We start from the raw sequence: 22607 nt of genomic DNA, 5'->3' as shown, positions 1-22607 counted from the left end.
CCTGTTGAGATTTTATTGCCCGGCGGCACTGCGTTTGCCGGGCCTACAAAATCGTAGGCCGGGTAAGCGTAGCGCTACCCGGCAAAGTGCTTAGATCTTACATGCGCCGCTTTCGCAGCCATCGTCCTGAATTGACGGAACCAGGTCGTCCTGCGCGTCTTCCGCACCATCACGGGTGTTGTGATAGTACAGGGTTTTCACGCCAAATTTGTAGGCGGTCAGCAGGTCTTTCAGCAGTTGCTGCATCGGAACCTTGCCAGACGGGAAGCGCGTCGGGTCGTAGTTGGTATTGGCAGAGATCGACTGGTCGATAAATTTCTGCATGATACCCACCAGCTGCAGGTAGCCGTCGTTGTTAGGCATTTCCCACAGCAGCTCGTAGTTGTCACCCAGTGTCTCGTAATCCGGCACCACCTGACGCAGCACGCCGTCTTTCGAGGCTTTGATGCTAACGTGGCCGCGCGGTGGCTCAATACCGTTGGTGGCGTTGGAGATCTGCGAAGAGGTCTCGGACGGCATCAGGGCAGAGAGCGTGGAGTTACGCAGGCCGTAGGTCTTGATGGACTCGCGCAGGCCTTCCCAGTCGAGATGCAGCGGCTCGCTGACAATCGCATCCAGGTCTTTCTTGTAGGTGTCGATAGGCAGAATGCCTTTCGCATAGGTGGTTTCGTTGAACCACGGGCACGCGCCTTGCTCTTTCGCCAGCTCGTTAGAGGCTTTCATCAGATAGTACTGAATGGCTTCAAACGTCTGGTGGGTCAGGTTGTTGGCGCTGCCGTCAGAGTAACGCTTGCCGTTTTTCGCCAGCCAGTAGGCGAAGTTGATCACGCCGATACCCAGGGTACGACGGCCCATCGCACCGCGTTTTGCGGCCGGGATTGGGTAATCCTGGTAGTCCAGCAGGGCGTCGAGGGCGCGGACGGCCAGCACAGCCAGCTCTTCCAGCTCGTCCAGGCTCTTAATCGCACCCAGGTTGAACGCGGACAGCGTACACAGCGCAATTTCACCGTTTTCGTCGTTCACGTCTTCCAGCGGTTTGGTCGGCAGGGCGATCTCCAGGCACAGGTTAGACTGGCGCACTGGTGCAACAACCGGGTCAAACGGGCTGTGGGTGTTGCAGTGGTCAACGTTCTGGATGTAGATACGACCGGTAGAGGCACGTTCCTGCATCATCAGGGAGAACAGATCGACCGCTTTCACGCGCTGTTTACGGATGCTGTCATCTTTTTCGTATTTGGTATACAGACGCTCGAACTCGTCCTGATCGGCGAAGAACGCGTCATACAGGCCCGGGACGTCAGACGGGCTGAACAGGGTGATATCTTCGCCTTTCAGCAGACGGGTATACATCAGCTTGTTGATCTGTACGCCGTAGTCCATGTGACGCACGCGGTTGCCTTCCACGCCGCGGTTGTTTTTCAGGACCAGCAGGCTTTCCACTTCCAGGTGCCACATTGGGTAGAACAGGGTCGCTGCACCACCGCGCACGCCGCCCTGAGAGCAGGATTTCACGGCCGTCTGGAAGTGTTTGTAGAACGGGATACAGCCGGTGTGGAACGCTTCACCGCCGCGAATCGGGCTGCCCAGCGCACGAATGCGACCGGCGTTGATACCGATACCGGCACGCTGGGAAACGTATTTCACAATGGCGCTGGAGGTGGCGTTGATGGAATCCAGGCTGTCACCGCACTCGATCAGTACGCAGGAGCTGAACTGACGGGTTGGAGTACGCACGCCAGACATGATTGGCGTAGGCAGAGAAATCTTGAACGTAGAAACCGCATCGTAGAAACGCTTTACGTAGTCCAGACGGGTTTCACGCGGATAGTTGGAGAACAGGCAGGCGGCCACCAGAATATAGAGGAACTGGGCGCTTTCGTAGATCTCACCGGTTACACGGTTCTGAACCAGGTATTTGCCTTCGAGCTGCTTCACTGCCGCATAGGAGAAGTTCATATCGCGCCAGTGATCGATAAACCCGTTCATCTGCTCGAACTCTTCTTCCGTATAGTCTTCCAGCAGATGCGTGTCGTATTTGCCCAGTTCAACCATTTTCACCACGTGGTCGTACAGCTTCGGCGGCTCAAACTGGCCGTAGGCTTTTTTACGCAGGTGGAAAATGGCCAGACGTGCCGCAAGGTACTGATAATCCGGTGCTTCGCGGGAGATCAGGTCTGCCGCCGCTTTGATGATGGTTTCGTGGATATCAGACGTTTTAATGCCGTCGTAGAACTGGATGTGAGAACGCAGTTCAACCTGGGAGATAGATACGTTGTTCAGTCCTTCTGCTGCCCAGTCGAGAACTCGATGGATTTTGTCCAGATTGATACGCTCGGTAGTACCGTCGCGCTTTGTCACCAGCAGACTCTGATTCATGTGGGGTTTACCTGTCCGTGAAATAAAAAATATCCCCCGCTTATCCACAGAACCGTCTTGTGACTAACTCTGTGGATAAATACTACATATAGGGGGTTTGCGATAAGTAAAACGCTATATGGTGAGTATTCTAGTAAGGATTCTTTTCAGCACAAGGGTTGATTTTGACGTTAAATTGAGGTTGTGAAAGGGTAAAAAAGGCTAAGTCCTCGTGCTGTAAGGCCTGGAAGAGATGTCAATAATTAAGAAAAAAAATACAAAATTTGATCGAGTGCTGATTTCTTCGACGGGTGGTCAGAATTGCGCAACATGATGTCGCGCAATCTTTATAAGAATAACGAATGACGTTAGTCGTTTTTGGCGGTTGTGTGCAACATATAGTTAACATCAACGCCCGGTGCGAGTTTGAATTTATTGGTCAGCGGATTGTAGTGCAGGCCGGTAATGTGCTGCTCTTTGAGCCACGTCTGGTCAACCCAGCTTAACAACTCCGCAGGCTTGATGAATTTCTTCGCGTCGTGCGTCCCTTTCGGCACCATGCGCAGCACATACTCCGCACCGACGACGGCCATCAGCCAGGCTTTACCATTACGGTTGATGGTTGAGAAGAAGACCTGGCCGCCCGGTTTCACCAGTTTTGCACAGGCGTGCACCACGGATTGCGGATCGGGAACGTGCTCCAGCATCTCCATGCAGGTCACCACATCGTACTGATGAGCATGTTTCGCCGCGTGTTCTTCGACGGTTTCCTGCACATATTCAACCTGAATACCCGACTCCAGGGCATGCAGACGGGCAACCTGCAACGGCTCGAAGCCCATATCCAGACCCGTGACGTTCGCCCCTTCGCGCGCCATGCTCTCAGCCAGGATACCGCCGCCGCAGCCGACATCGAGCACTTTCTTACCGAACAGACCGCCGGAACGCTCCGCGATATAGCCCAGACGCAGCGGATTAATGCGATGCAGCGGTTTGAACTCACCTTCGAGATCCCACCAGCGGGAGGCCACCGCTTCAAATTTGGCAATCTCTTCGTGGTCAACGTTGTGAGCCACCGGGGATTTTTCGGCATTCATGGGCGCTTTTACTCCTTATTTAGCAAGACGAATGAGTATATCAGGCAATCCCCGTGAATAAAGCGTATAGGTTTACCTGTATCACCTCGGCTGTGTTATAATTTGCGACCTTTGAATCCGGGATACAGTAGAGGGATAGCGGTTAGATGAGCGACCTTGCGAGAGAAATTACACCGGTTAACATCGAGGAAGAGCTGAAGAGCTCCTATCTGGACTATGCGATGTCGGTCATTGTTGGCCGTGCGCTGCCGGACGTCCGCGATGGCCTGAAGCCGGTACACCGTCGCGTACTATACGCCATGAACGTATTGGGCAATGACTGGAATAAAGCCTACAAAAAATCTGCCCGTGTCGTTGGTGACGTAATCGGTAAATACCATCCCCATGGTGATTCCGCGGTGTACGACACTATCGTCCGTATGGCGCAGCCATTCTCGCTGCGTTACATGCTGGTAGATGGTCAGGGTAACTTTGGTTCTATCGACGGCGACTCCGCCGCGGCAATGCGTTATACGGAAATCCGTCTGGCGAAGATTGCCCATGAGCTGATGGCCGACCTGGAAAAAGAGACGGTTGATTTCGTTGATAACTACGACGGCACGGAAAAAATTCCTGACGTTATGCCAACGAAAATCCCTAACCTGCTGGTCAACGGTTCGTCCGGTATCGCCGTAGGTATGGCAACCAACATTCCGCCGCACAACATCACGGAAGTGATCAACGGCTGCCTGGCCTATATCGACGATGAAGACATCAGCATTGAAGGGCTGATGGAACACATCCCGGGCCCGGACTTCCCGACGGCGGCGATCATCAACGGTCGTCGCGGTATCGAAGAAGCGTACCGTACCGGTCGCGGCAAGATCTACATCCGTGCCCGCGCTGAAGTGGAAGCGGACGCCAAAACCGGCCGCGAAACCATCATTGTTCACGAGATCCCGTATCAGGTGAACAAAGCGCGTCTGATTGAGAAAATCGCCGAGCTGGTAAAAGAAAAACGCGTTGAAGGCATCAGCGCGCTGCGTGACGAGTCTGATAAAGACGGGATGCGCATCGTGATTGAGATTAAACGCGACGCGGTGGGTGAGGTTGTGCTGAACAATCTGTACTCCCAGACTCAGCTTCAGGTCTCCTTCGGTATCAACATGGTTGCACTGCACCATGGTCAGCCGAAGATCATGAACCTGAAAGAGATCCTGAGCGCGTTCGTGCGTCACCGCCGTGAAGTGGTGACCCGCCGTACCATCTTTGAACTGCGCAAAGCGCGTGACCGTGCCCACATTCTTGAAGCGCTGGCGGTTGCGCTGGCCAACATCGACCCGATCATCGAACTGATCCGTCGCGCGCCGACCCCGGCGGAAGCGAAAACCGCGCTGATTTCCCGTCCGTGGGATCTGGGCAACGTTGCGGCGATGCTGGAGCGTGCGGGTGATGACGCGGCGCGTCCTGAGTGGCTGGAGCCTGAGTTTGGCGTGCGTGACGGTCAGTACTACCTGACTGAACAGCAGGCCCAGGCGATTCTGGATCTGCGTCTGCAGAAACTGACCGGTCTTGAGCATGAAAAACTGCTCGACGAATATAAAGAGCTGCTTGAGCAAATTGCCGAGCTGCTGCACATCCTGGGCAGCGCAGAGCGCCTGATGGAAGTGATCCGTGAAGAGCTGGAGCTGGTCCGCGATCAGTTCGGCGATGAGCGTCGCACCGAAATCACCGCCAACAGCGCGGACATCAACATCGAAGACCTGATCAACCAGGAAGACGTTGTTGTGACCCTGTCTCACCAGGGCTACGTGAAGTACCAGCCGTTGACCGACTACGAAGCACAGCGTCGTGGCGGTAAGGGCAAGTCTGCGGCACGTATTAAAGAAGAAGACTTTATTGACCGTCTGCTGGTGGCGAACACCCATGACACGATCCTCTGCTTCTCCAGCCGGGGTCGTCTGTACTGGATGAAAGTCTATCAGCTGCCGGAAGCGAGCCGTGGCGCACGTGGTCGTCCAATCGTAAACCTGCTGCCGCTGGAAGCGAACGAACGTATCACCGCCATTCTGCCGGTACGTGAGTACGAAGAGGGCGTGAACGTCTTTATGGCAACCGCCAGCGGTACCGTTAAGAAAACCGCGCTGACCGAATTCAGCCGTCCACGCTCTGCCGGTATCATCGCGGTGAACCTGAACGAAGGCGACGAGCTGATTGGCGTCGATCTGACCTCGGGCTCCGATGAAGTCATGCTCTTCTCTGCTGCCGGTAAAGTGGTGCGCTTCAAAGAAGACGCCGTTCGCGCAATGGGCCGTACCGCGACGGGCGTTCGCGGTATCAAGCTGGCGGGCGAAGACAGCGTCGTTTCGCTGATCATTCCGCGTGGTGAAGGAGCCATCCTGACCGTCACACAGAATGGTTACGGTAAACGTACGGCGGAAGGGGAATACCCAACCAAGTCTCGCGGCACGCAGGGCGTTATCTCTATCAAGGTGACCGAGCGCAACGGTTCCGTTGTTGGCGCGGTGCAGGTAGACGATACGGATCAGATCATGATGATCACCGATGCCGGTACGCTGGTGCGTACTCGCGTTTCTGAGATCAGCGTCGTGGGTCGTAACACCCAGGGTGTGATCCTCATCCGCACTGCGGAAGATGAAAACGTGGTAGGTCTGCAGCGCGTTGCTGAGCCAGTGGATGACGAAGAGCTCGACTCCATCGACGGTAGCGTCGCGGAAGGTGATGATGATATCGCGCCGGAAGCCGACACCGATGATGATGCAGCGGACGACGCTGACGAGTAATGTCTCCTGATGCAAAAAAGGGCCGGATTCCGGCCCTTTTCTTTTGCACAAGCAGATAAGTCAACGTTGCGACCTGGCGCGTTTACCGCTACCTTAACCACATTCTTTTGACCCCGACGGCGGAGCCTCGCCCCTTTGAAATACCTCGTCTCCTTTCGTACTACGCTGAAAGTTTCTCGCTATCTGTTTCGGGCGCTGGCGCTCCTGCTTTGGCTGCTGGTGGCCCTGTTCTCGGTGTTTTACATCGTTAACGCGCTGCACCAGAAAGAAGCGGAGATCCGCCAGGAGTTTAATTTAAGCTCCGACCAGGCCCAGCGCTACATTCAGCGAACGTCTGACGTGATGAAGGAGCTGAAGTATATCGCCGAAAATCGCCTCACGGCGGAAAACGGTATTCTTGCGCTTCGCGGCCGGAGTGATAAAACCGAAGTCCCGGACTTCCAGCCCCTGTTTCCGGATTCCGATTGTTCCACGCTGAGCAACACCTGGCGCGGGTCGCTGGAATCACTTGCCTGGTTCATGCGTTACTGGCGTGATAATTTCTCCGCCGCCTATGACCTGAACCGTGTATTCCTGATTGGCAGTGAAAATCTCTGCATGGCGGATTTTGGCCTGCGCGATGTGCCCGTTGAGCGTGACGATGCGCTGAAGAGCCTGCATGAACGTATCGTGAAATATCGCAATGCGCCGCAGGACGAGCGCGGGAATAACATCTTCTGGGTTAGCCAGGGCCCGCGTACGGGCGTGGGCTATTTCTACGCCCTGACCCCGGTCTATCTCGGCAATCGCCTGCAGGCACTGCTGGGGATTGAGCAGACCATTCGCATGGAAAACTTCTTTACCCCGGGTAGCCTGCCCATGGGGGTGACCATTCTGGATGAAAACGGTCATCAGCTGATCTCCCTTGCCGGACCCGATAACCGTTTAAACGTTGAACCGCAATGGATGCAGGAGCGGTCATGGTTTGGCTATACCTCGGGCTTCCGCGAGCTGGTGCTGAAGAAGAGTCTGCCGCCCTCTTCGTTGAGTATTGTCTATTCGCTGCCGGTGGACATGGTGCTCGAGAGGATACGCATTCTTATCATGAATGCCATTCTGCTGAACCTGCTGGCGGGTGGCGCGTTGTTTACCCTGGCACGCATGTATGAGCGGAAAATCTTTATTCCCGCCGAAAGCGACGCCCAGCGGCTGGAGGAGCATGAGCAGTTTAACCGTAAGATTGTCGCCTCGGCCCCGGTGGGGATCTGCATTCTGCGTACCCAGGACGGCACCAATATTCTGAGTAACGAGCTGGCGCATAACTACCTGAACATGCTGACGCATGAGGACCGGCAGCGGTTGACGCAGATTATCTGCGGTCAGCAGGTTAACTTTGTCGACGTGCTCACCAGTACCCATACCAACCTGCAGATCAGCTTTGTCCATTCCCGCTATCGCAATGAAAACGTGGCGATTTGCGTGCTGGTGGATGTCTCTGCGCGTGTGAAGATGGAAGAGTCGTTGCAGGAGATGGCCCAGGCCGCAGAGCAGGCCAGCCAGTCGAAATCGATGTTCCTTGCGACGGTCAGCCACGAGCTGCGCACGCCGCTGTACGGGATTATCGGTAACCTCGATCTGCTGCAGACGAAAGAGCTGCCGAAAGGGGTCGACAGGCTGGTGACGGCGATGAACAACTCCTCCAGTCTGCTGCTGAAAATCATTAGCGATATTCTCGACTTCTCTAAAATTGAGTCTGAGCAGCTAAAAATCGAACCGCGGGAGTTTTCACCGCGCGAGGTGATGAACCATATCAGTGCCAACTATCTGCCGCTGGTGGTGCGTAAACAGCTGGGGCTTTACTGCTTTATCGAACCGGATGTGCCGCTGACGCTGCACGGCGATCCGATGCGTCTGCAGCAGGTTATCTCTAACCTGCTCAGCAACGCCATTAAATTCACCGATATCGGCTGCATTGTGTTGCACGTCCGCCGGGCGGGGGATTACCTGAGCATTCGCGTGCGCGACACAGGGGTGGGCATCCCGGCGAAGGAAGTGGTTCGTCTGTTTGACCCGTTCTTCCAGGTAGGGACCGGTGTGCAGCGTAACTTCCAGGGCACCGGACTGGGGCTGGCGATTTGTGAGAAACTCGTCAGCATGATGGACGGCGATATCTCGGTGGATACCGAGCCCGGCATGGGTAGCCAGTTCACCATTCGTATTCCGCTCTATTCGGCGCAGTATCCGGCGAAAGCGACGGTTGACGGGCTAAGCGATAAGCGCTGCTGGCTGGCGGTGCACAATGCTTCGCTGAATGATTATCTGACGGCACTGCTGACCCACAGCGGCGTGCGGGTCTCGGGTTATGAAGGCCAGACGCCGGACGTCGATGATGTGCTGATTACCGACGAGATGCTGGAACAGCCGTGGCAGGGAAGAGGCGTGGTGATGTTCTGTCGTCGCCACATTGGCATCCCGGTTGAACGTGCGCCAGGGGAGTGGGTACACAGTGTCGCAACGCCGCATGAGCTGTTGAGCCTGCTGGCGCGGATCTACAAGGTGCAGCTTGAAGAGAGCGACAGCGCGGGCGGGTTGCCCTCACCGGAGGCGCTGGCGTCGGTGAATGACGATATGATGATTCTGGTGGTGGATGACCATCCGATTAACCGCCGCCTGCTGGCTGACCAGCTCGGATCGCTTGGCTACCAGTGCAAAACCGCGAATGACGGCGTGGATGCGCTGAATGTGCTGAGTAAAAATCACATTGATATCGTCCTTAGCGACGTCAACATGCCGAACATGGATGGCTACCGCCTGACGCAGCGCATCCGACAGCTTGGCCTGACGTTGCCGGTGGTGGGCGTCACGGCGAATGCGCTGGCCGAGGAGAAGCAGCGCTGTCTGGAGTCAGGCATGGACAGCTGTCTGTCGAAACCGGTGACGCTGGACGTGCTGAAGCAGACATTGTCGATTTACGCAGATCGGGTGAGAAAAACCAGAATATAAAAAAGGCCCGTAAGGGCCTTTTACGTTTTTCCCCCTCTCCCCGTGGGAGAGGGCGGGGTGAGGGCATCAGGCCGCACACCCGTTTGGGATCAATCCTTATCCGTTGCGCTCAGCGTAACGGAGGAGAGATAGTTCAGCAGAGCAATATCGTTGTCCACGCCCAGTTTCATCATTGCTGATTTCTTCTGGCTGCTGATGGTTTTAATACTGCGGTTCAGTTTCTTGGCGATCTCGGTCACCAGGAAACCTTCTGCAAACAGGCGCAGAACTTCGCTCTCTTTTGGCGACAGTCGTTTGTCACCGTAGCCACCCGCGCTGATTTTTTCCAGCAGACGAGAGACGCTCTCAGGGGTGAACTTCTTGCCTTTCTGCAGCGCGGCGAGCGCTTTTGGCAGATCGGTCGGTGCGCCTTGTTTCAGCACAATCCCTTCGATATCCAGATCCAGCACGGCGCTCAGGATCGCCGGGTTGTTGTTCATGGTCAGAACAATGATCGAGATGTCCGGGAAGTGACGCTTAATATATTTGATGAGCGTGATGCCATCACCGTACTTGTCTCCGGGCATGGAGAGATCGGTAATGAGCACGTGTGCATCAAGCTTTGGGAGGTTATTGATCAGTGCTGTAGAGTCTTCAAATTCACCGACTACATTCACCCACTCGATCTGTTCAAGTGATTTGCGAATACCGAACAGTACAATCGGATGGTCATCGGCAATAATTACGTTCATATTGTTCATGTATTAGGCTACCTTGCTACAGCAAGCTTTTGACGTAGGCGTCAATGTCGCTGATGTATTTTTCAATGCCAGAGGCATCTTTCTCACGAATTAGATGTTCCAGCGTTTCACATAACTGCTTGCCGGGAACCAGATTAAGCATGGCAAACACCCCTTTAAGCCGGTGTGCTGTCTGTGCCAGCGCTGCAAAATCATTCGCAGCGGACTCAGTATACAACCGCTTAACATCATCTGGTACTGTATCAACAAAGAGTGAATAGTATCCGCTGGCGTGAAGCTCGGCATTTTCATTGCCGCCTAACGGGGATTCCGCTATCTCTTCCTGCGCCAGTTGCTCTTCTATTAGTTGTAGTACAGCTTCCTGCATCGCATTGCTTATATTAAAGTTGACGCGCAACTGGCCTGGGCCGATTTTTCGCACGCCTGACTCATCATCGCTTAAAAGCAAGCCTGAGGCAGTAAGATTAGACGGATTATCCGTTAAAAACAGATCAAATTCTTGACTTGCAAGTCTTTCATCCGGCGTGATGCAGGCCGCCCCCCAGTTTTCCAGCTGACGAACCACTATATTGCGGATCTCATTTGAGGTCACATCAACCATCACCACGACATCATCCAGCAGACGTTCTTCATCCTCTTCCTGCGGATTGGCGGCCATTTTCACGTGCAGAGAATAACGGGTGCCGAGGGATTCACGGGCTTTAATATTCAGGTGGCCGCCAAGCTTACGTGCCAGCTGGTCGCACAGCCAGAAGGTCAGGGCATTGGCTTTGCCGTAACGATCGCTTTGTGTGTCATTCAGGAACGGGAAGTGGAGATTATCAATTTCACTTGTCGTGACACCTTCCCCGGTGTCCAGAATGCGGAACGTCAGGCGATCCTCAGCCGACTCGTCCGTATTCACTTCCAGGGTGATCTTGCCGATCTGCGTGGTGGTGACGGCATATTGAATTATCATCAACAGAATGCGACGCAGCGCTTCTCGATCGCCATGGCGTTCGTCATTCGCGGACAAATGGTTATTGATCAGCAGCTGCAGCCCTTTCCGCTTAATCACGGGCAGAACTTCCGGAACCACTTCATCGATTAGATCCTGGATGGAGAAGAGGGTTGGCGTTCCCTTCCAGAAATCATTCTCCAGCATGTTCGCCAGCTGGATCTCATCGACCATACGCACCAGCGAGTCGGCCTGGCAGGCAAGCTGATGACTTTCAGACGTGTTCAACGCCGCCGCCTGGCTTGCCAGCGCCCTTAACGGCTGCTTGAAGGCATCGCCGATGTTTTGCATAAAGGCGGCACGTCCCTGCTGGTTTTTCTCATACAGCCTTTGCGCCTGCTTGAGCTTTTTATTCACCAGCACTTCCCTGTCCTGATCGCGGATGATGAAGATCTGCGTGCGGGAGGCGACCTGGCTGCGGAACTGACGGATCTCGTACAGTTCATTATTTATGGTGGCCTGAATGACGCCCTGATGCTGATCCGCCATGGTGGTGATGTTCTGCAGGTTAAGATGCGGCAGCAGATGATCGGCAATTTTATTGCTCATCACCGTACGGTTCGCCTCCTGATCGTGAACGAGCACCCCAAGCGGCAGTACGGAAATAATCTCTTCATTCAGCGCGCGGAGTACGCGCAGCTCATTGCTGGTTCCGGCCGGAACCGCAGAAGCGTCGCTCTGGCGCCCTGGATGGAAACGAAACGTGCTGTAGCCAAACAGGGCCAGCGCCAGCAGGCCAATATTCAGCAGCAGAGGCAAGAGGATATTTTGCAGGGTATCAAGCAGCAGGGTGCCAAACGGCACCTGCCACACCAGACGCATGCCGGTCGAGTTCAACGACGAGGCAATCTCGATTTTCGAGCCATTAAAGGAGATCGATACGCTCTCAGCGGCCTCTTTATCAGGTGCCGAACGCATATTCTGGGTACTGTTGTCTGGCTCCAGACGGAAGCTGTCGAGCGGCATGTCCGGCGGGATTAAATCATTAATCGGTAAATCGAAGGCCACGACCGTTGCCAGATGCCCCGGCTGGTTAAAGGTGGTACGCAGGGTAAAATAGTGGCCATTTTGCCAGGCCAGCCGACGCAGGGACGAGAAGCTTTCCCGTTCATCGAGGGCGTTCGCCTGCTGCAGCATCTCAGCGCGGCGGGAATCAACAATGCTGCCCACGGTTGTCTCTTTAAACCCGGACGAGAGATCTTTTAACGGCAGGGTCGAAATCAGGATCATGCTGTTGTCCTGACCGTTCAGGTAGTACATCGACCACGGCACCGTCTCGGCGCCCCAGAGGGTATCCAGATAGGTTGAAATTCGCTGCGTCATCTCAAGTGTGGCGCTGTCGTGAGAGCCAAAAATAAGCGCTTCGGTCTTACGCTGCGGTTTCTCAAGATAATAGACATCCTGCTTAAGCCGCGTCTCCTGAAGTCCGTCGCCGGATGATGAGGCCGGTGCTGCGGCGATGTTGTCGTATATCTGCCAGGTGGCGTAGCGCCAGGTATCAATGCGCTTGTGTACGGCGTGGGTGATATCAACGACCTGATAGCTCTTATCCTTCAGCCAGGCGTTCACCGCGCTCTGGACCATAACGCCCATTGTGACTAACAGCACAACGATCAAAAGAAGAAAGAAACGGGTGATGCTCCCGGGAAGGAGGGAGAATTTGCTCGGGGCGGTAGTTTCAGTCTGACTCATTGATATCTTTAACCCGTTATGGTCGTGCTCTGTGGCGATAGGGCAGTATAAAGGGTAATAACTGAATTTCCAGCGCCACTGTCCTGGAACAGGCGACTTTTTTAACGGACAATATCGTCGCCAGGCGGGCTCCAGACATGTACAAACTCACCAGAGTCGTACAAATATAGCGCATCACCAGTCGGCAAATAGCACGAATTAACAAGAAATTAAGCTTTTCGACAATTACGGGCTTTCGAGAGCGATCCGGCGGCCGTTTAGTTAATAGTCGTTACAATTACGCGGCGGTAGCACAAAAAAAGAAAGTTTACGTAAAGAAAGGTAAAAAAAAACCGAATGCGAAGCATCCGGTTGAATTAGGGATAAACAGACATTCAAAACTGAATGACGGTAATAAATAAAGTTAATGATGATAGCGAGAGATATTTTAGAGATTAGGCGCGATCTTGTTTTGTCATTCAGTGCGGTAACGTATTTTATTGTAAGTTATTGATAATTATGTGAGTGTTTTCTCGTTTGATTATAAGTGCTAAATTTCTAAGCTATTTGTGCTTTGTAAAAGTTCCTTTTCGTTTACATTTTGAAACATGTTGATAGATAAATGAAACATCTTCAAAGTTTTCGTATCATATTCGCATTGGATTATTCTGTAATTTTGCGGAGAATGAAATTGCCGACTGGTTAATGAGGGTTAACCAGTAAGCAGTGGCAATTATAAGGCATATAACAGAGGGTTAATAAAATGAAAGTTAAAGTACTGTCCCTCCTGGTACCAGCTCTGCTGGTGGCAGGCGCAGCAAATGCGGCTGAAATTTATAACAAAGACGGCAACAAATTAGATCTGTACGGTAAAGTGGATGGTCTGCACTATTTCTCCGATGACGACAGCGTTGATGGCGACCAGACCTACATGCGTCTTGGCTTCAAAGGCGAAACCCAGGTTAACGATCAGCTGACCGGTTACGGCCAGTGGGAATACCAGATCCAGGGCAACACCTCTGAAAGCGACAACCAGGCCTGGACGCGTGTGGCGTTCGCGGGTCTGAAGTTCGCTGAAGCGGGTTCTTTCGATTACGGTCGTAACTACGGCGTGATCTACGACGTGACCTCCTGGACCGACGTTCTGCCAGAATTTGGTGGAGATACTTACGGTGCAGATAACTTCCTGCAGTCCCGTGCTAACGGCGTAGCAACCTACCGTAACCAGGACTTCTTCGGTCTGGTGGATGGCCTGAACTTTGCTCTGCAGTATCAGGGTAAAAACGGCAGCGTAAGCGGTGAAAACGACACCGGTCGTAGCACCCTGAAACAGAACGGCGACGGCTACGGTGCGTCCCTGACCTATAACCTGGGTGAAGGCTTCAGCATCGGTGGTGCATTGTCTTCTTCCAAACGTACCGCTGACCAGAACGACACGGGTAACCTGGCGCTGAAAGGCGAAGGCGATCGTGCTGAAGTCTATACGGGTGGTCTGAAATACGACGCCAACAACATTTACCTGGCGGCGCAATACTCCCAGACCTATAACGCAACGCGTTTCGGCAACTCTCAGAGCAGCAGCGACATTTACGGCTTTGCTAACAAAGCACAGAACTTCGAAGTGGTCGCTCAGTACCAGTTCGACTTTGGTCTGCGTCCATCCGTGGCTTACCTGCAGTCTAAGGGTAAGGACATCGAAGGCTACGGCGACCAGGATCTGCTGAAATATGTTGATGTGGGCGCGACTTACTACTTCAACAAAAACATGTCTACCTATGTGGACTACAAAATCAACCTGCTGGATGACAAAGACTTCACCCGTCAGGCAGGTATCAGTACGGACGATATCGTCGCGCTGGGTCTGGTTTACCAGTTCTAATCGCTACACGGTATGACTCAGGGGCCTCACGGCCCCTTTTTTGTGTTTTTTTTAGGCTCTCACAATTCACCCGTTTTGGTGTACTCTTGCCGCCCTGGCATGAGGATAATAATGAATGGACATGACTTTTTTACGCGCCAGCTTCCTGGCAATCCTTTTTTTCCTGACCGCTTGTGACGCTTCCACGCCGGAGACCACCACCGACGCCCCCGCGGCGACGGTGCTCGAAGGCAAAACGATGGGCACTTTCTGGCGCGTCAGCGTAATGAATCTTGATAAGGCACGCGCCGAAGAACTGCGTAGCAAAATTCAGTCACAGCTGGATGCTGACGATCAGTTGCTGTCGACCTACAAAAATGACTCGGCGCTGATGCGCTTTAACCTTTCAAGCAGTACCTCCCTGTGGCCGGTGAGCGAGGCGATGGCCGATATCGTGACCGAGTCCATGCGCGTGGGCTACAAAACCAACGGGGCGATGGACGTGACGGTGGGGCCCCTGGTGAACCTCTGGGGATTTGGCCCCAACAAGCAGCCGGCGACCACGCCCGATCAGGCGGCCATTGATGACGCCCGCGCCCGGACAGGGCTACAGCATCTGACGGTGATCAATCAGTACGGTCAACAATACCTGCAAAAAGATATTCCCGATCTGTTTGTCGATCTGTCTACGGTAGGCGAAGGTTATGCGGCGGATCATCTGGCTGCGCTGATGGCGCAGGAAGGCATCTCCCGCTATCTGGTATCAGTGGGCGGCGCGTTAGTCAGCCGGGGCATGAACGCCAGCGGCAAACCGTGGCGCGTAGCGATTCAAAAACCGACCGATCAACAAAATGCCGTGCAGGCGATGGTGGACATCAACGGACATGGCATCAGCACCTCAGGGAGCTACCGTAACTATTACGAGCTTGACGGGAAGCGTATTTCGCACGTTATCGACCCGCAGACCGGGCGACCCATTACGCATAATCTGGTGTCAGTGACGGTTATTGCCCCCACCGCGCTGGAAGCGGATGCCTGGGACACCGGGTTAATGGTTCTCGGTCCGGAGAAAGCCAAAGAGGTGGTGCGTCAGGAAGGGCTGGCGGTGTATATGATCGTTAAAGAGGCCGACGGGTTCAAAACCTGGCATTCGCCGCAGTTCGCCAGCTTCCTGGTGAATGAAAAAAATTAAAAAGCAAGGTTGCGGGTTTTTAATCTGTGGCGCTCAGGCAGGCTGTATATATGCTTATAAGAGGAGCCGATCATGAGAAACCTGACCTTAATGACCGATGAGGATCGCTGGCTGGCCGTGCTGGCCCGCGATCCGCGCGCTGACGATCAGTTTGTCTTCGCTGTGCAGACGACGGGTATCTTCTGCCGTCCGTCATGCCGTGCCCGCCACGCGCTGCGTAAAAATGTCCGCTTTTACCCTGATGCCCACCATGCCGTTCAGGCAGGATTCCGGCCATGCAAGCGCTGCATGCCGGACAAGTGCGATCCGCAGGCACAGAAGCTGGCCAAAGTGGAACACGCCTGCCGTCTGCTGGAGCAGGATTCGGCGTTAACCCTGGAGAAGCTGGCGCAGCAGGTTGCCATGAGTCCTTTCCATTTCCACCGTCTGTTTAAGTCAGTCACCGGTATGACCCCGAAAGCCTGGCAGCAGGCGGCACGAGGTCAGCGCCTGCGCGCCGCGCTTGCGCAGGGGGATAAAATTACCGATGCCGTGCTGGCGGCTGGGTTTCCTGACAGCAGTAGCTATTATCGTAAAGCCAACGATGCGCTGGGTATGACGGCGAAGCAGTACCGTAAAGGGGATGCGGCAGTGCGTTATGCCATCGATAATTGCGCTTTAGGACGCTGCCTGGTGGCAGAAAGTGAGCGGGGGATCTGCGCGATCCTGCTGGGTGACACCGATGCGCAATTAATCGAAGAGCTGGCGACGGTGTTCCCAAACGCAGAGCACGCGCCGCTGGACGACGACTTCGTGCAACGGATCCATCAGGTAATTGCCAGTATTGATAACCGTTCTGTACCGCTTGCGCTGCCGCTGGATATTCGTGGGACGGCGTTCCAGCAGCGGGTCTGGCAAGCCCTGCGAACTATCCCCTGCGGTGAAACGGCAAGTTACCAGCAGGTGGCGCAGGCGATTGGTCAGCCCAACGCGGTACGCGCCGTTGCCGGTGCCTGTGCGGCAAACACGCTGGCGATTGTGATCCCCTGTCATCGTGTTGTTCGCAACGACGGCGCGCTGTCAGGTTATCGCTGGGGGACAGCGCGAAAAGCGTTATTACTGAAACGTGAGGCGAAACGCCGGGAGGGATAATGCTCGATCTTTTTGCGGATGCTGAACCCTGGCAGGAGCCGCTGGCGCCGGGGGCGGTCATCCTGCGCCGCTTTGCACTTTCCCGTGCGGCGGCGCTGCTGGAGGGTATTGACGAGGTCACGGCGGTTTCACCGTTTCGCCATATGATCACGCCGGGCGGCTACACCATGTCGGTTGCGATGGCTAACTGCGGTGAACTGGGGTGGGCGACCAACGAACGCGGCTATCTGTATGCGCCGAACGACCCCGCAACCGGCCAGCCGTGGCCTCCCATGCCTGCGGTTTTTCAGACGCTGTGTCACGATGCTGCCGTCGCCGCGGATTATGCCGACTTCCGTCCTGATGCCTGCCTGATTAACCGCTACGCCATTGGCGCGAAGCTCTCGCTGCATCAGGATAAGGATGAGCCCGATCTGCGCGCGCCTATCGTCTCGGTATCGTTAGGTCTGCCCGCCGTGTTCCAGTTTGGCGGGTTACGCCGCAACGATCCGCTCAAACGCATCATGCTGGAACATGGCGATGTGGTGGTGTGGGGCAGGGAGTCGCGGCTGTATTATCACGGCATTCAGCCGCTGAAACCCGGCGTTCACCCCCTGACGGGTGAGTACCGTTATAACCTGACGTTCCGCCAGGCGGGTTTTAGTAAACAAAAATAAGAATTATTCTTGATGTAAACGCCGGGCAGTTTACACTGCTGGCTGATTTTTATTGTCCGGATTGCCTGCATGCAACTACTTCTCCTTGTCTGGCGTCAGTATCGCTGGCCCTTCATGGCCGTCATGGCGCTAAGCCTCGCCAGCGCCGCACTGGGTATTGGCCTGATCGCGTTTATCAACGTGCGTTTGATTGAAATGGTCGACACATCACTCGCCGTATTGCCGGAATTTCTTGCCCTGCTAATGCTGTTGATGGCAGTCACGCTCGGCTCTCAGCTGGCGCTGACCGCGCTCGGCCACCATTTCGTTTTTCGTCTGCGCAGCGAGTTCATCAAGCGGATTCTGGACACCCACGTAGAGCGCATTGAACAGCTCGGCAGCGCGTCTCTGCTGGCGGGGTTAACCAGCGACGTGCGCGCCATTACCATTGCGTTCGTTCGTCTGCCGGAGCTGGTGCAGGGGATTATTCTGACCTTTGGCTCTGCGGCTTATCTCGCCTGGCTCTCCAGCAAAATGCTGGCGGTAACCGCCCTGTGGATTGCCATCACCATCTGGGGCGGTTTTGTGCTGGTGTCACGCGTCTACAAACACATGGCGGTATTGCGCGAAACCGAGGATAAACTCTACAACGATTACCAGACGGTACTCGAAGGGCGCAAAGAGCTGACCCTGAACCGCGAGCGCGCCGAGCATATCTTTAACAATCTCTATATCCCGGACGCCCGCGAATACCGGCACCATATTATTCGTGCCGATACCTTCCACCTGAGCGCGGTGAACTGGTCAAACATTATGATGCTGGGGGCGATTGGCCTGGTATTCTGGATGGCGAACAGCCTGGGCTGGGCGGATACGAACATCGCGGCAACCTACTCGCTGACGCTGCTGTTCTTGCGCACGCCGCTGCTTTCGGCCGTCGGAGCTTTGCCGACCCTGCTGAGCGCGCAGGTGGCGTTTAATAAGCTCAAAAAGTTCGATCTCGCACCGTTTAACCCTGAATTCCCGCGCCCGCAGGCCTTCCCGAACTGGCAGACGCTGGAGCTGTGTAACGTCACGTTCCGCTATCAGGACAACGCTTTCTCCGTGGGGCCGATCAATCTGACAATTCACCGCGGCGAGCTGCTGTTCCTGATTGGCGGTAACGGCAGTGGGAAATCGACCCTCGCGATGCTGCTCACCGGGCTTTATCAGCCGCAGTCGGGTGAGATTTTGCTGGATGGTAAGGCGCTGAGCGCAGAAAAACCTGAGGATTACCGCAAGCTTTTCTCGGCGGTGTTCACCGACGTCTGGCTGTTTGACCACCTGCTGGGACCGGAAGGGCAACAGGCCAATCCTGCGCTGGTGGAGAAATGGCTGGCGCAGCTGCAGATGTCGCACAAGCTGGAGCTGCAGGACGGCAAGATTCTCAACCTCAGGCTCTCGAAAGGGCAGAAAAAACGCGTGGCGCTGCTGCTGGCGCTGGCGGAAGAGCGTGACATCATTCTGCTTGATGAGTGGGCGGCGGATCAGGATCCGCACTTCCGCCGCGAGTTTTACCAGGTGCTGCTGCCGCTGATGCAGCAGATGGGCAAAACCATTTTCGCCATCAGCCATGACGATCACTACTTTATTCATGCCGATCGTCTGCTGGAGATGCGCGACGGCAAGCTGAGCGAGCTGACCGGTGAAGCGCGCGATGCGGCATCGCGTGATGCGGTGGCGCGCACGGCCTGATGTCCTCACCCTAACCCTCTCCCACAGGGCTGAGGGATCCCCACAAAATAATGTCTGGACAGACGACCCCCTCTCCCTTGAGGGAGAGGGCTGGGGTGAGGGGGAACATACGGCTGTGGAGGTTATTCCGTTCACTTTATGTTCCTTGCTACTTTGTAACCGCATGGCCTGTGAACGTGCCATGGCGGCTCAGTCGCCGCCGCCCTGGCGACCCGGGCTCCCGGCGGTAAATCGCCGCTTCGCGGTACCCTCAGCTTATTCCTCCAGGCTATCGGGTCGGGCATGAGCCTGCATCCCTGCAGGCCATGCCCTCTCGGCGCATCCCTGCGCCTCGCCCCGGCCTTACGGAAACGCCTCGGCGATTTACAGCCGGACCAGGGCATCGCTGTAATTCATTCATTTTCCTGAAACAACCTTCGTCGCTTTCGGTAAAAAATACTGGGTTTCCTCACCCCACAGGGAGAGGGGATAGATCGTGGCCGTAATGCCGATTTTTTCTCCATCCCGACCCGTTGTTTATTCTTATTTACATATCCCCGCGCTATGCTTAATACCAACTTATTTCATGGATTTATGATTGATGTCGGTATTAAAGAAAAACAGCGCCAGACAGCGCGACCAGGAACGCGCGCGACTTATCTGGCTTCTCACGACCGATAAAGCGGTCACGTCTACGTTATTAGGCAAACTCACCCTGGCTGAGCAATATGATGTCGGCACGTTAGCCGACGATATTGCTGAGGTAGGGGCGCTGGTTGCGCATTTACCCCCACCTGACCTGGCGGACACCCTGGAAGCGCTTCCCTCGGAAGAGCGTCACGCTCTGTGGCGGCTGGTACAGGACCACGAGCGCGGGCAGGTGCTGCTTGAGGCCTCGGAAAACGTCTGGGATGACCTCATTGATGAAATGAGCGACCGGGACATCCTCGACGCCCTGCAAACGCTGGATATCGACGAGCAGATTTACCTGGTTCAACATCTGCCGCGAAACCTGACCGGTCGCCTGCTGGCTTCCCTGCCTGCCGATGAACGGGCACGGGTGCGTCAGGTGATGCACTATGAGAAAAACAGCGTCGGCGCGATTATGGAGTTCGGGGTTATCACCGTTCGTCCTGACGTCACGCTCGGTACCGTCCAGCGCTACCTGCGTCGCCTGGGCAGGATGCCGGACAACACCGATAAACTGTTTGTCACCTCGCGGGATAAAACCCTGCTCGGCGAGCTGGAGCTGAAAACCATCCTGCTTAACAGCACCCAGCGGAAGGTGAGCGAGGTGATGGAAAACGAGCCGATGGTCTTCTCCCCGGAAGACGATGCGGAAAAAGCGGCGCGTACCTTCGAACGTGATGACCTCGTGAGCGCGGCGGTTGTCGATTCCGTCGGCAAACTGATGGGGCGTCTGACCATCGATGAGATCGTTGACGTTGTTTATGAAGAAACCGATAACGACCTGCGCGCCCTTGGGGGGATCAGCGCCGAAGACGATGTCCATGCCTCCGTCGGCAAGGCGGTCAAAACCCGCTGGGCCTGGCTTGCCATAAATTTATGTACCGCGTTCATCGCCTCCCGCGTGATTGATGGCTTTGAACATACCATTTCGCAACTGGTGGCTTTAGCCTCGCTGATGCCGATTGTGGCCGGGATTGGCGGTAACACCGGCAACCAGACCATTACTATGATCGTCCGCGCGCTGGCGCTGGAGAACATTCAGCCGGGTAACTTCGCCTTTCTGATTTTCAGAGAGATGGGCGTGGCGCTGATTAACGGCCTGGTATGGGGCGGCATTATGGGCGGCATCACCTGGTGGCTATATGACGATATGGCGTTAGGTGGAGTAATGATGCTGGCGATGGTGTTGAATCTGCTGGTGGCATCGATGATGGGGGTTATTATTCCGTTAACAATGACCAAACTGGGGCGCGACCCCGCTGTGGGGTCGAGCGTGATGATCACCGCCATCACCGATACCGGCGGTTTCTTTATTTTTCTTGGCCTGGCAACGATTTTTCTGCTTTAAGCCGACGCTTAACGCGGGCGGGAAGCAGCGCCATAACGATGATCCCGCCCAGTACGCCAATCGCCAGGTTGCCCGTTGATACCGTGGCGGCCACGGTGACCAGCATGACCACCGTTTCCGCAATCGGGGCATTTTTTACGGTTGCAGGCTGGAGGCTGTGCCAGCTGAACGTTTTAATGGCGACAATCGCCATGATCCCGGCCAGCACCGCCATCGGGATTTTGGCCATTACGTCACTGAGCGCTGTCACCAGAACCAGCAGCACGATGCCCGCCGCAAGGGTTGAAATGCGGCTTCGTCCTTTCCCCATCTCGACGTTGACGATGGTTTGTCCGATCATCGCGCAGCCCGCAATGCCACCGTAAAAACCGGACAGAATATTCCCCACGCCCAGCCCGATGCTCTCACGGCGCTTGCTCGACGGCGTTGCGGTCAGCTCATCCACCAGCTTTGCCGTGAGCAGGGATTCGAGCAGGCCGACGAAGGCGATACTCAGCGCGCACGGCCAGATAATGCTCAGCGTCTGTAAATTCAGCGGTACCCGCAGTTCGGTAAGCCCCGGTAAACCGCCGCTTATCGCGCCTTCATCACCCACGGTCGGCAGGATTTGACCGGTGCTCACGGTATACAGCGTCAACACCACAATGGCGATCAGCGGCGAAGGGATACTTTTGATGTAGCGCGGTACCCACAGCACAATCAGCACCGTCAGCATGAACAGGCCTACAATCAGCGGGCTTCGGCTCCAGAAGTGGGGAACCTGGGCGAAGAAAATCAATATACCGAGCGCGTTAACAAACCCGGTCATGACGGCCTGCGGGATAAAGCGCATCAGCCGCGCCATGCCCGATACCCCGAACAGGATCTGAATCACGCCAGCCATCAGCACCGCCGGCAGAATGTACTGCACGCCGTGCTGATGCACCATTGGGCCAATGACCAGCGCGACGGAGCCGGCCGCTGCCGTGACCATCGCCGGACGACCACCCAGTACGGACAGGGCGAGACACAGCACCACAGAGGCAAAAAGGCTGACCTTTGGATCAACGCCCGCAACCACGGAAAATGAAATCACTTCAGGGATCAGCGCCAGAGCGGTAATCACCCCCGCCAGCGTTTCACGCATCAGACGTTTGGGTGAGCTGAGGACCGTGCTGACGTGGCCTTCGCGGGGTAAAGCTGGTTGGGGTAAGGACATAACACTTCGCTGGTTAGGGCAGGCTTCCGTGCGCGCGATCACAAAGTGCAGGATAGTAGCCAGAAAATGCGCCTATTGCCAGCCGCCAGCGTAATCCCCCACAAACAATCCATCATTAAATTTCACAATTACAATAATTTCGTAACCTTTAAACAATATTTAAAAGTTGTTACCGTGCCCCCGCAGCTTTTTTCACCTGCAATTTCCACGCATCAAG

13 protein-coding genes are annotated in these 22607 nt (G+C 55.2%); 8 read left to right on the top strand and 5 right to left on the bottom strand.

Annotated elements, in window-relative coordinates; genetic code table 11:
* Positions 1–90: 90 nt before the first annotated feature.
* Positions 91–2376 carry a class 1a ribonucleoside-diphosphate reductase subunit alpha gene (gene nrdA, locus SP99_RS15475; RefSeq protein WP_025757204.1) on the bottom strand — a complete coding sequence of 762 codons (2286 nt, stop codon included), beginning with the start codon at positions 2374–2376 and terminating at the stop codon, positions 91–93.
* Between the two features lie 347 nt (positions 2377–2723).
* Entirely contained in the window at positions 2724–3452 is a 729-nt protein-coding gene (ubiG, locus tag SP99_RS15470) for a bifunctional 2-polyprenyl-6-hydroxyphenol methylase/3-demethylubiquinol 3-O-methyltransferase UbiG (RefSeq protein ID WP_025757205.1), read from the bottom strand.
* Positions 3453–3598: 146 nt separating this feature from the next.
* On the opposite strand from ubiG, the gene gyrA reads away from it, so the two are divergent.
* A complete protein-coding gene (gyrA, locus tag SP99_RS15465) occupies positions 3599–6235 on the top strand; it encodes a DNA topoisomerase (ATP-hydrolyzing) subunit A (protein WP_047959135.1) in 2637 nt (878 codons plus the stop codon).
* A 135-nt stretch (positions 6236–6370) separates the two neighbouring features.
* Entirely contained in the window at positions 6371–9217 is a 2847-nt protein-coding gene (gene rcsC / locus SP99_RS15460) for a two-component system sensor histidine kinase RcsC (protein WP_025757207.1), read from the top strand.
* Positions 9218–9306: 89 nt separating this feature from the next.
* Here rcsC and rcsB read toward each other — a convergent pair whose 3' ends face one another.
* Both rcsB and rcsD read right to left on the bottom strand, forming a co-directional pair.
* Positions 9307–9957 carry a response regulator transcription factor RcsB gene (rcsB, locus tag SP99_RS15455; RefSeq protein WP_003859405.1) on the bottom strand — a complete coding sequence of 217 codons (651 nt, stop codon included), beginning with the start codon at positions 9955–9957 and terminating at the stop codon, positions 9307–9309.
* A 16-nt stretch (positions 9958–9973) separates the two neighbouring features.
* On the bottom strand, positions 9974–12646 hold the full coding sequence (gene rcsD, locus SP99_RS15450) for a phosphotransferase RcsD (RefSeq protein ID WP_025757208.1): 2673 nt from the start codon (positions 12644–12646) through the stop codon (positions 9974–9976).
* A gap of 742 nt (positions 12647–13388) precedes the next feature.
* Here rcsD and SP99_RS15445 point away from each other — a divergent pair.
* The 6 genes from SP99_RS15445 to mgtE all read left to right on the top strand — a co-directional run bounded on the left by SP99_RS15445 (position 13389) and on the right by mgtE (position 21192).
* Positions 13389–14504, top strand: a complete 1116-nt coding sequence (locus SP99_RS15445; RefSeq protein WP_047959134.1) for a porin OmpC — start codon at positions 13389–13391, stop codon at positions 14502–14504.
* Positions 14505–14619: 115 nt separating this feature from the next.
* A complete protein-coding gene (apbE, locus tag SP99_RS15440) occupies positions 14620–15675 on the top strand; it encodes an FAD:protein FMN transferase ApbE (RefSeq protein WP_025760346.1) in 1056 nt (351 codons plus the stop codon).
* 72 nt (positions 15676–15747) lie between these two features.
* On the top strand, positions 15748–16806 hold the full coding sequence (ada, locus tag SP99_RS15435; RefSeq protein ID WP_047959133.1) for a bifunctional DNA-binding transcriptional regulator/O6-methylguanine-DNA methyltransferase Ada: 1059 nt from the start codon (positions 15748–15750) through the stop codon (positions 16804–16806).
* Positions 16806–17462: a DNA oxidative demethylase AlkB gene (gene alkB, locus SP99_RS15430; protein WP_047959132.1), complete on the top strand. Its 657-nt coding sequence runs from the start codon at positions 16806–16808 to the stop codon at positions 17460–17462. Before ada ends, alkB begins: the two co-directional genes overlap by 1 nt.
* A 69-nt stretch (positions 17463–17531) precedes the next feature.
* The gene (locus SP99_RS15425) at positions 17532–19175 is read left to right on the top strand and encodes a multidrug ABC transporter permease/ATP-binding protein (RefSeq protein ID WP_047959131.1); all 1644 of its coding nucleotides are present in this window, start codon (positions 17532–17534) and stop codon (positions 19173–19175) included.
* 580 nt (positions 19176–19755) lie between these two features.
* Complete coding sequence (gene mgtE, locus SP99_RS15420) at positions 19756–21192, top strand: magnesium transporter (RefSeq protein ID WP_025756298.1); 1437 nt, start codon at positions 19756–19758, stop codon at positions 21190–21192.
* On the opposite strand, the gene SP99_RS15415 is transcribed toward mgtE, so the two are convergent.
* Positions 21155–22444: a SulP family inorganic anion transporter gene (locus tag SP99_RS15415; RefSeq protein ID WP_047959130.1), complete on the bottom strand. Its 1290-nt coding sequence runs from the start codon at positions 22442–22444 to the stop codon at positions 21155–21157. The genes mgtE and SP99_RS15415 overlap by 38 nt on opposite strands.
* Positions 22445–22607 lie beyond the last annotated feature (163 nt).

It is taken from the genome of Enterobacter sp. BIDMC92, from assembly GCF_001030225.1.
Classification (GTDB): Bacteria; Pseudomonadota; Gammaproteobacteria; order Enterobacterales; family Enterobacteriaceae; genus Enterobacter; species Enterobacter sichuanensis.
The sequence above is the reverse complement of the archived record's forward strand: the minus strand, read 5'-3'. Positions and strand labels throughout refer to the sequence as shown.

Coding starts and splice junctions, on each gene's coding strand:
- nrdA (WP_025757204.1), bottom strand. CDS start 2,376: ATGAATCAGAGTCTGCTGGTGACAAAGCGCGACGGTACTACCGAGCGT.
- ubiG (WP_025757205.1), bottom strand. CDS start 3,452: ATGAATGCCGAAAAATCCCCGGTGGCTCACAACGTTGACCACGAAGAG.
- SP99_RS15445 (WP_047959134.1), top strand. CDS start 13,389: ATGAAAGTTAAAGTACTGTCCCTCCTGGTACCAGCTCTGCTGGTGGCA.
- alkB (WP_047959132.1), top strand. CDS start 16,806: ATGCTCGATCTTTTTGCGGATGCTGAACCCTGGCAGGAGCCGCTGGCG.
- SP99_RS15425 (WP_047959131.1), top strand. CDS start 17,532: ATGCAACTACTTCTCCTTGTCTGGCGTCAGTATCGCTGGCCCTTCATG.
- gyrA (WP_047959135.1), top strand. CDS start 3,599: ATGAGCGACCTTGCGAGAGAAATTACACCGGTTAACATCGAGGAAGAG.
- rcsB (WP_003859405.1), bottom strand. CDS start 9,957: ATGAACAATATGAACGTAATTATTGCCGATGACCATCCGATTGTACTG.
- mgtE (WP_025756298.1), top strand. CDS start 19,756: ATGTCGGTATTAAAGAAAAACAGCGCCAGACAGCGCGACCAGGAACGC.
- ada (WP_047959133.1), top strand. CDS start 15,748: ATGAGAAACCTGACCTTAATGACCGATGAGGATCGCTGGCTGGCCGTG.
- rcsD (WP_025757208.1), bottom strand. CDS start 12,646: ATGAGTCAGACTGAAACTACCGCCCCGAGCAAATTCTCCCTCCTTCCC.
- apbE (WP_025760346.1), top strand. CDS start 14,620: ATGGACATGACTTTTTTACGCGCCAGCTTCCTGGCAATCCTTTTTTTC.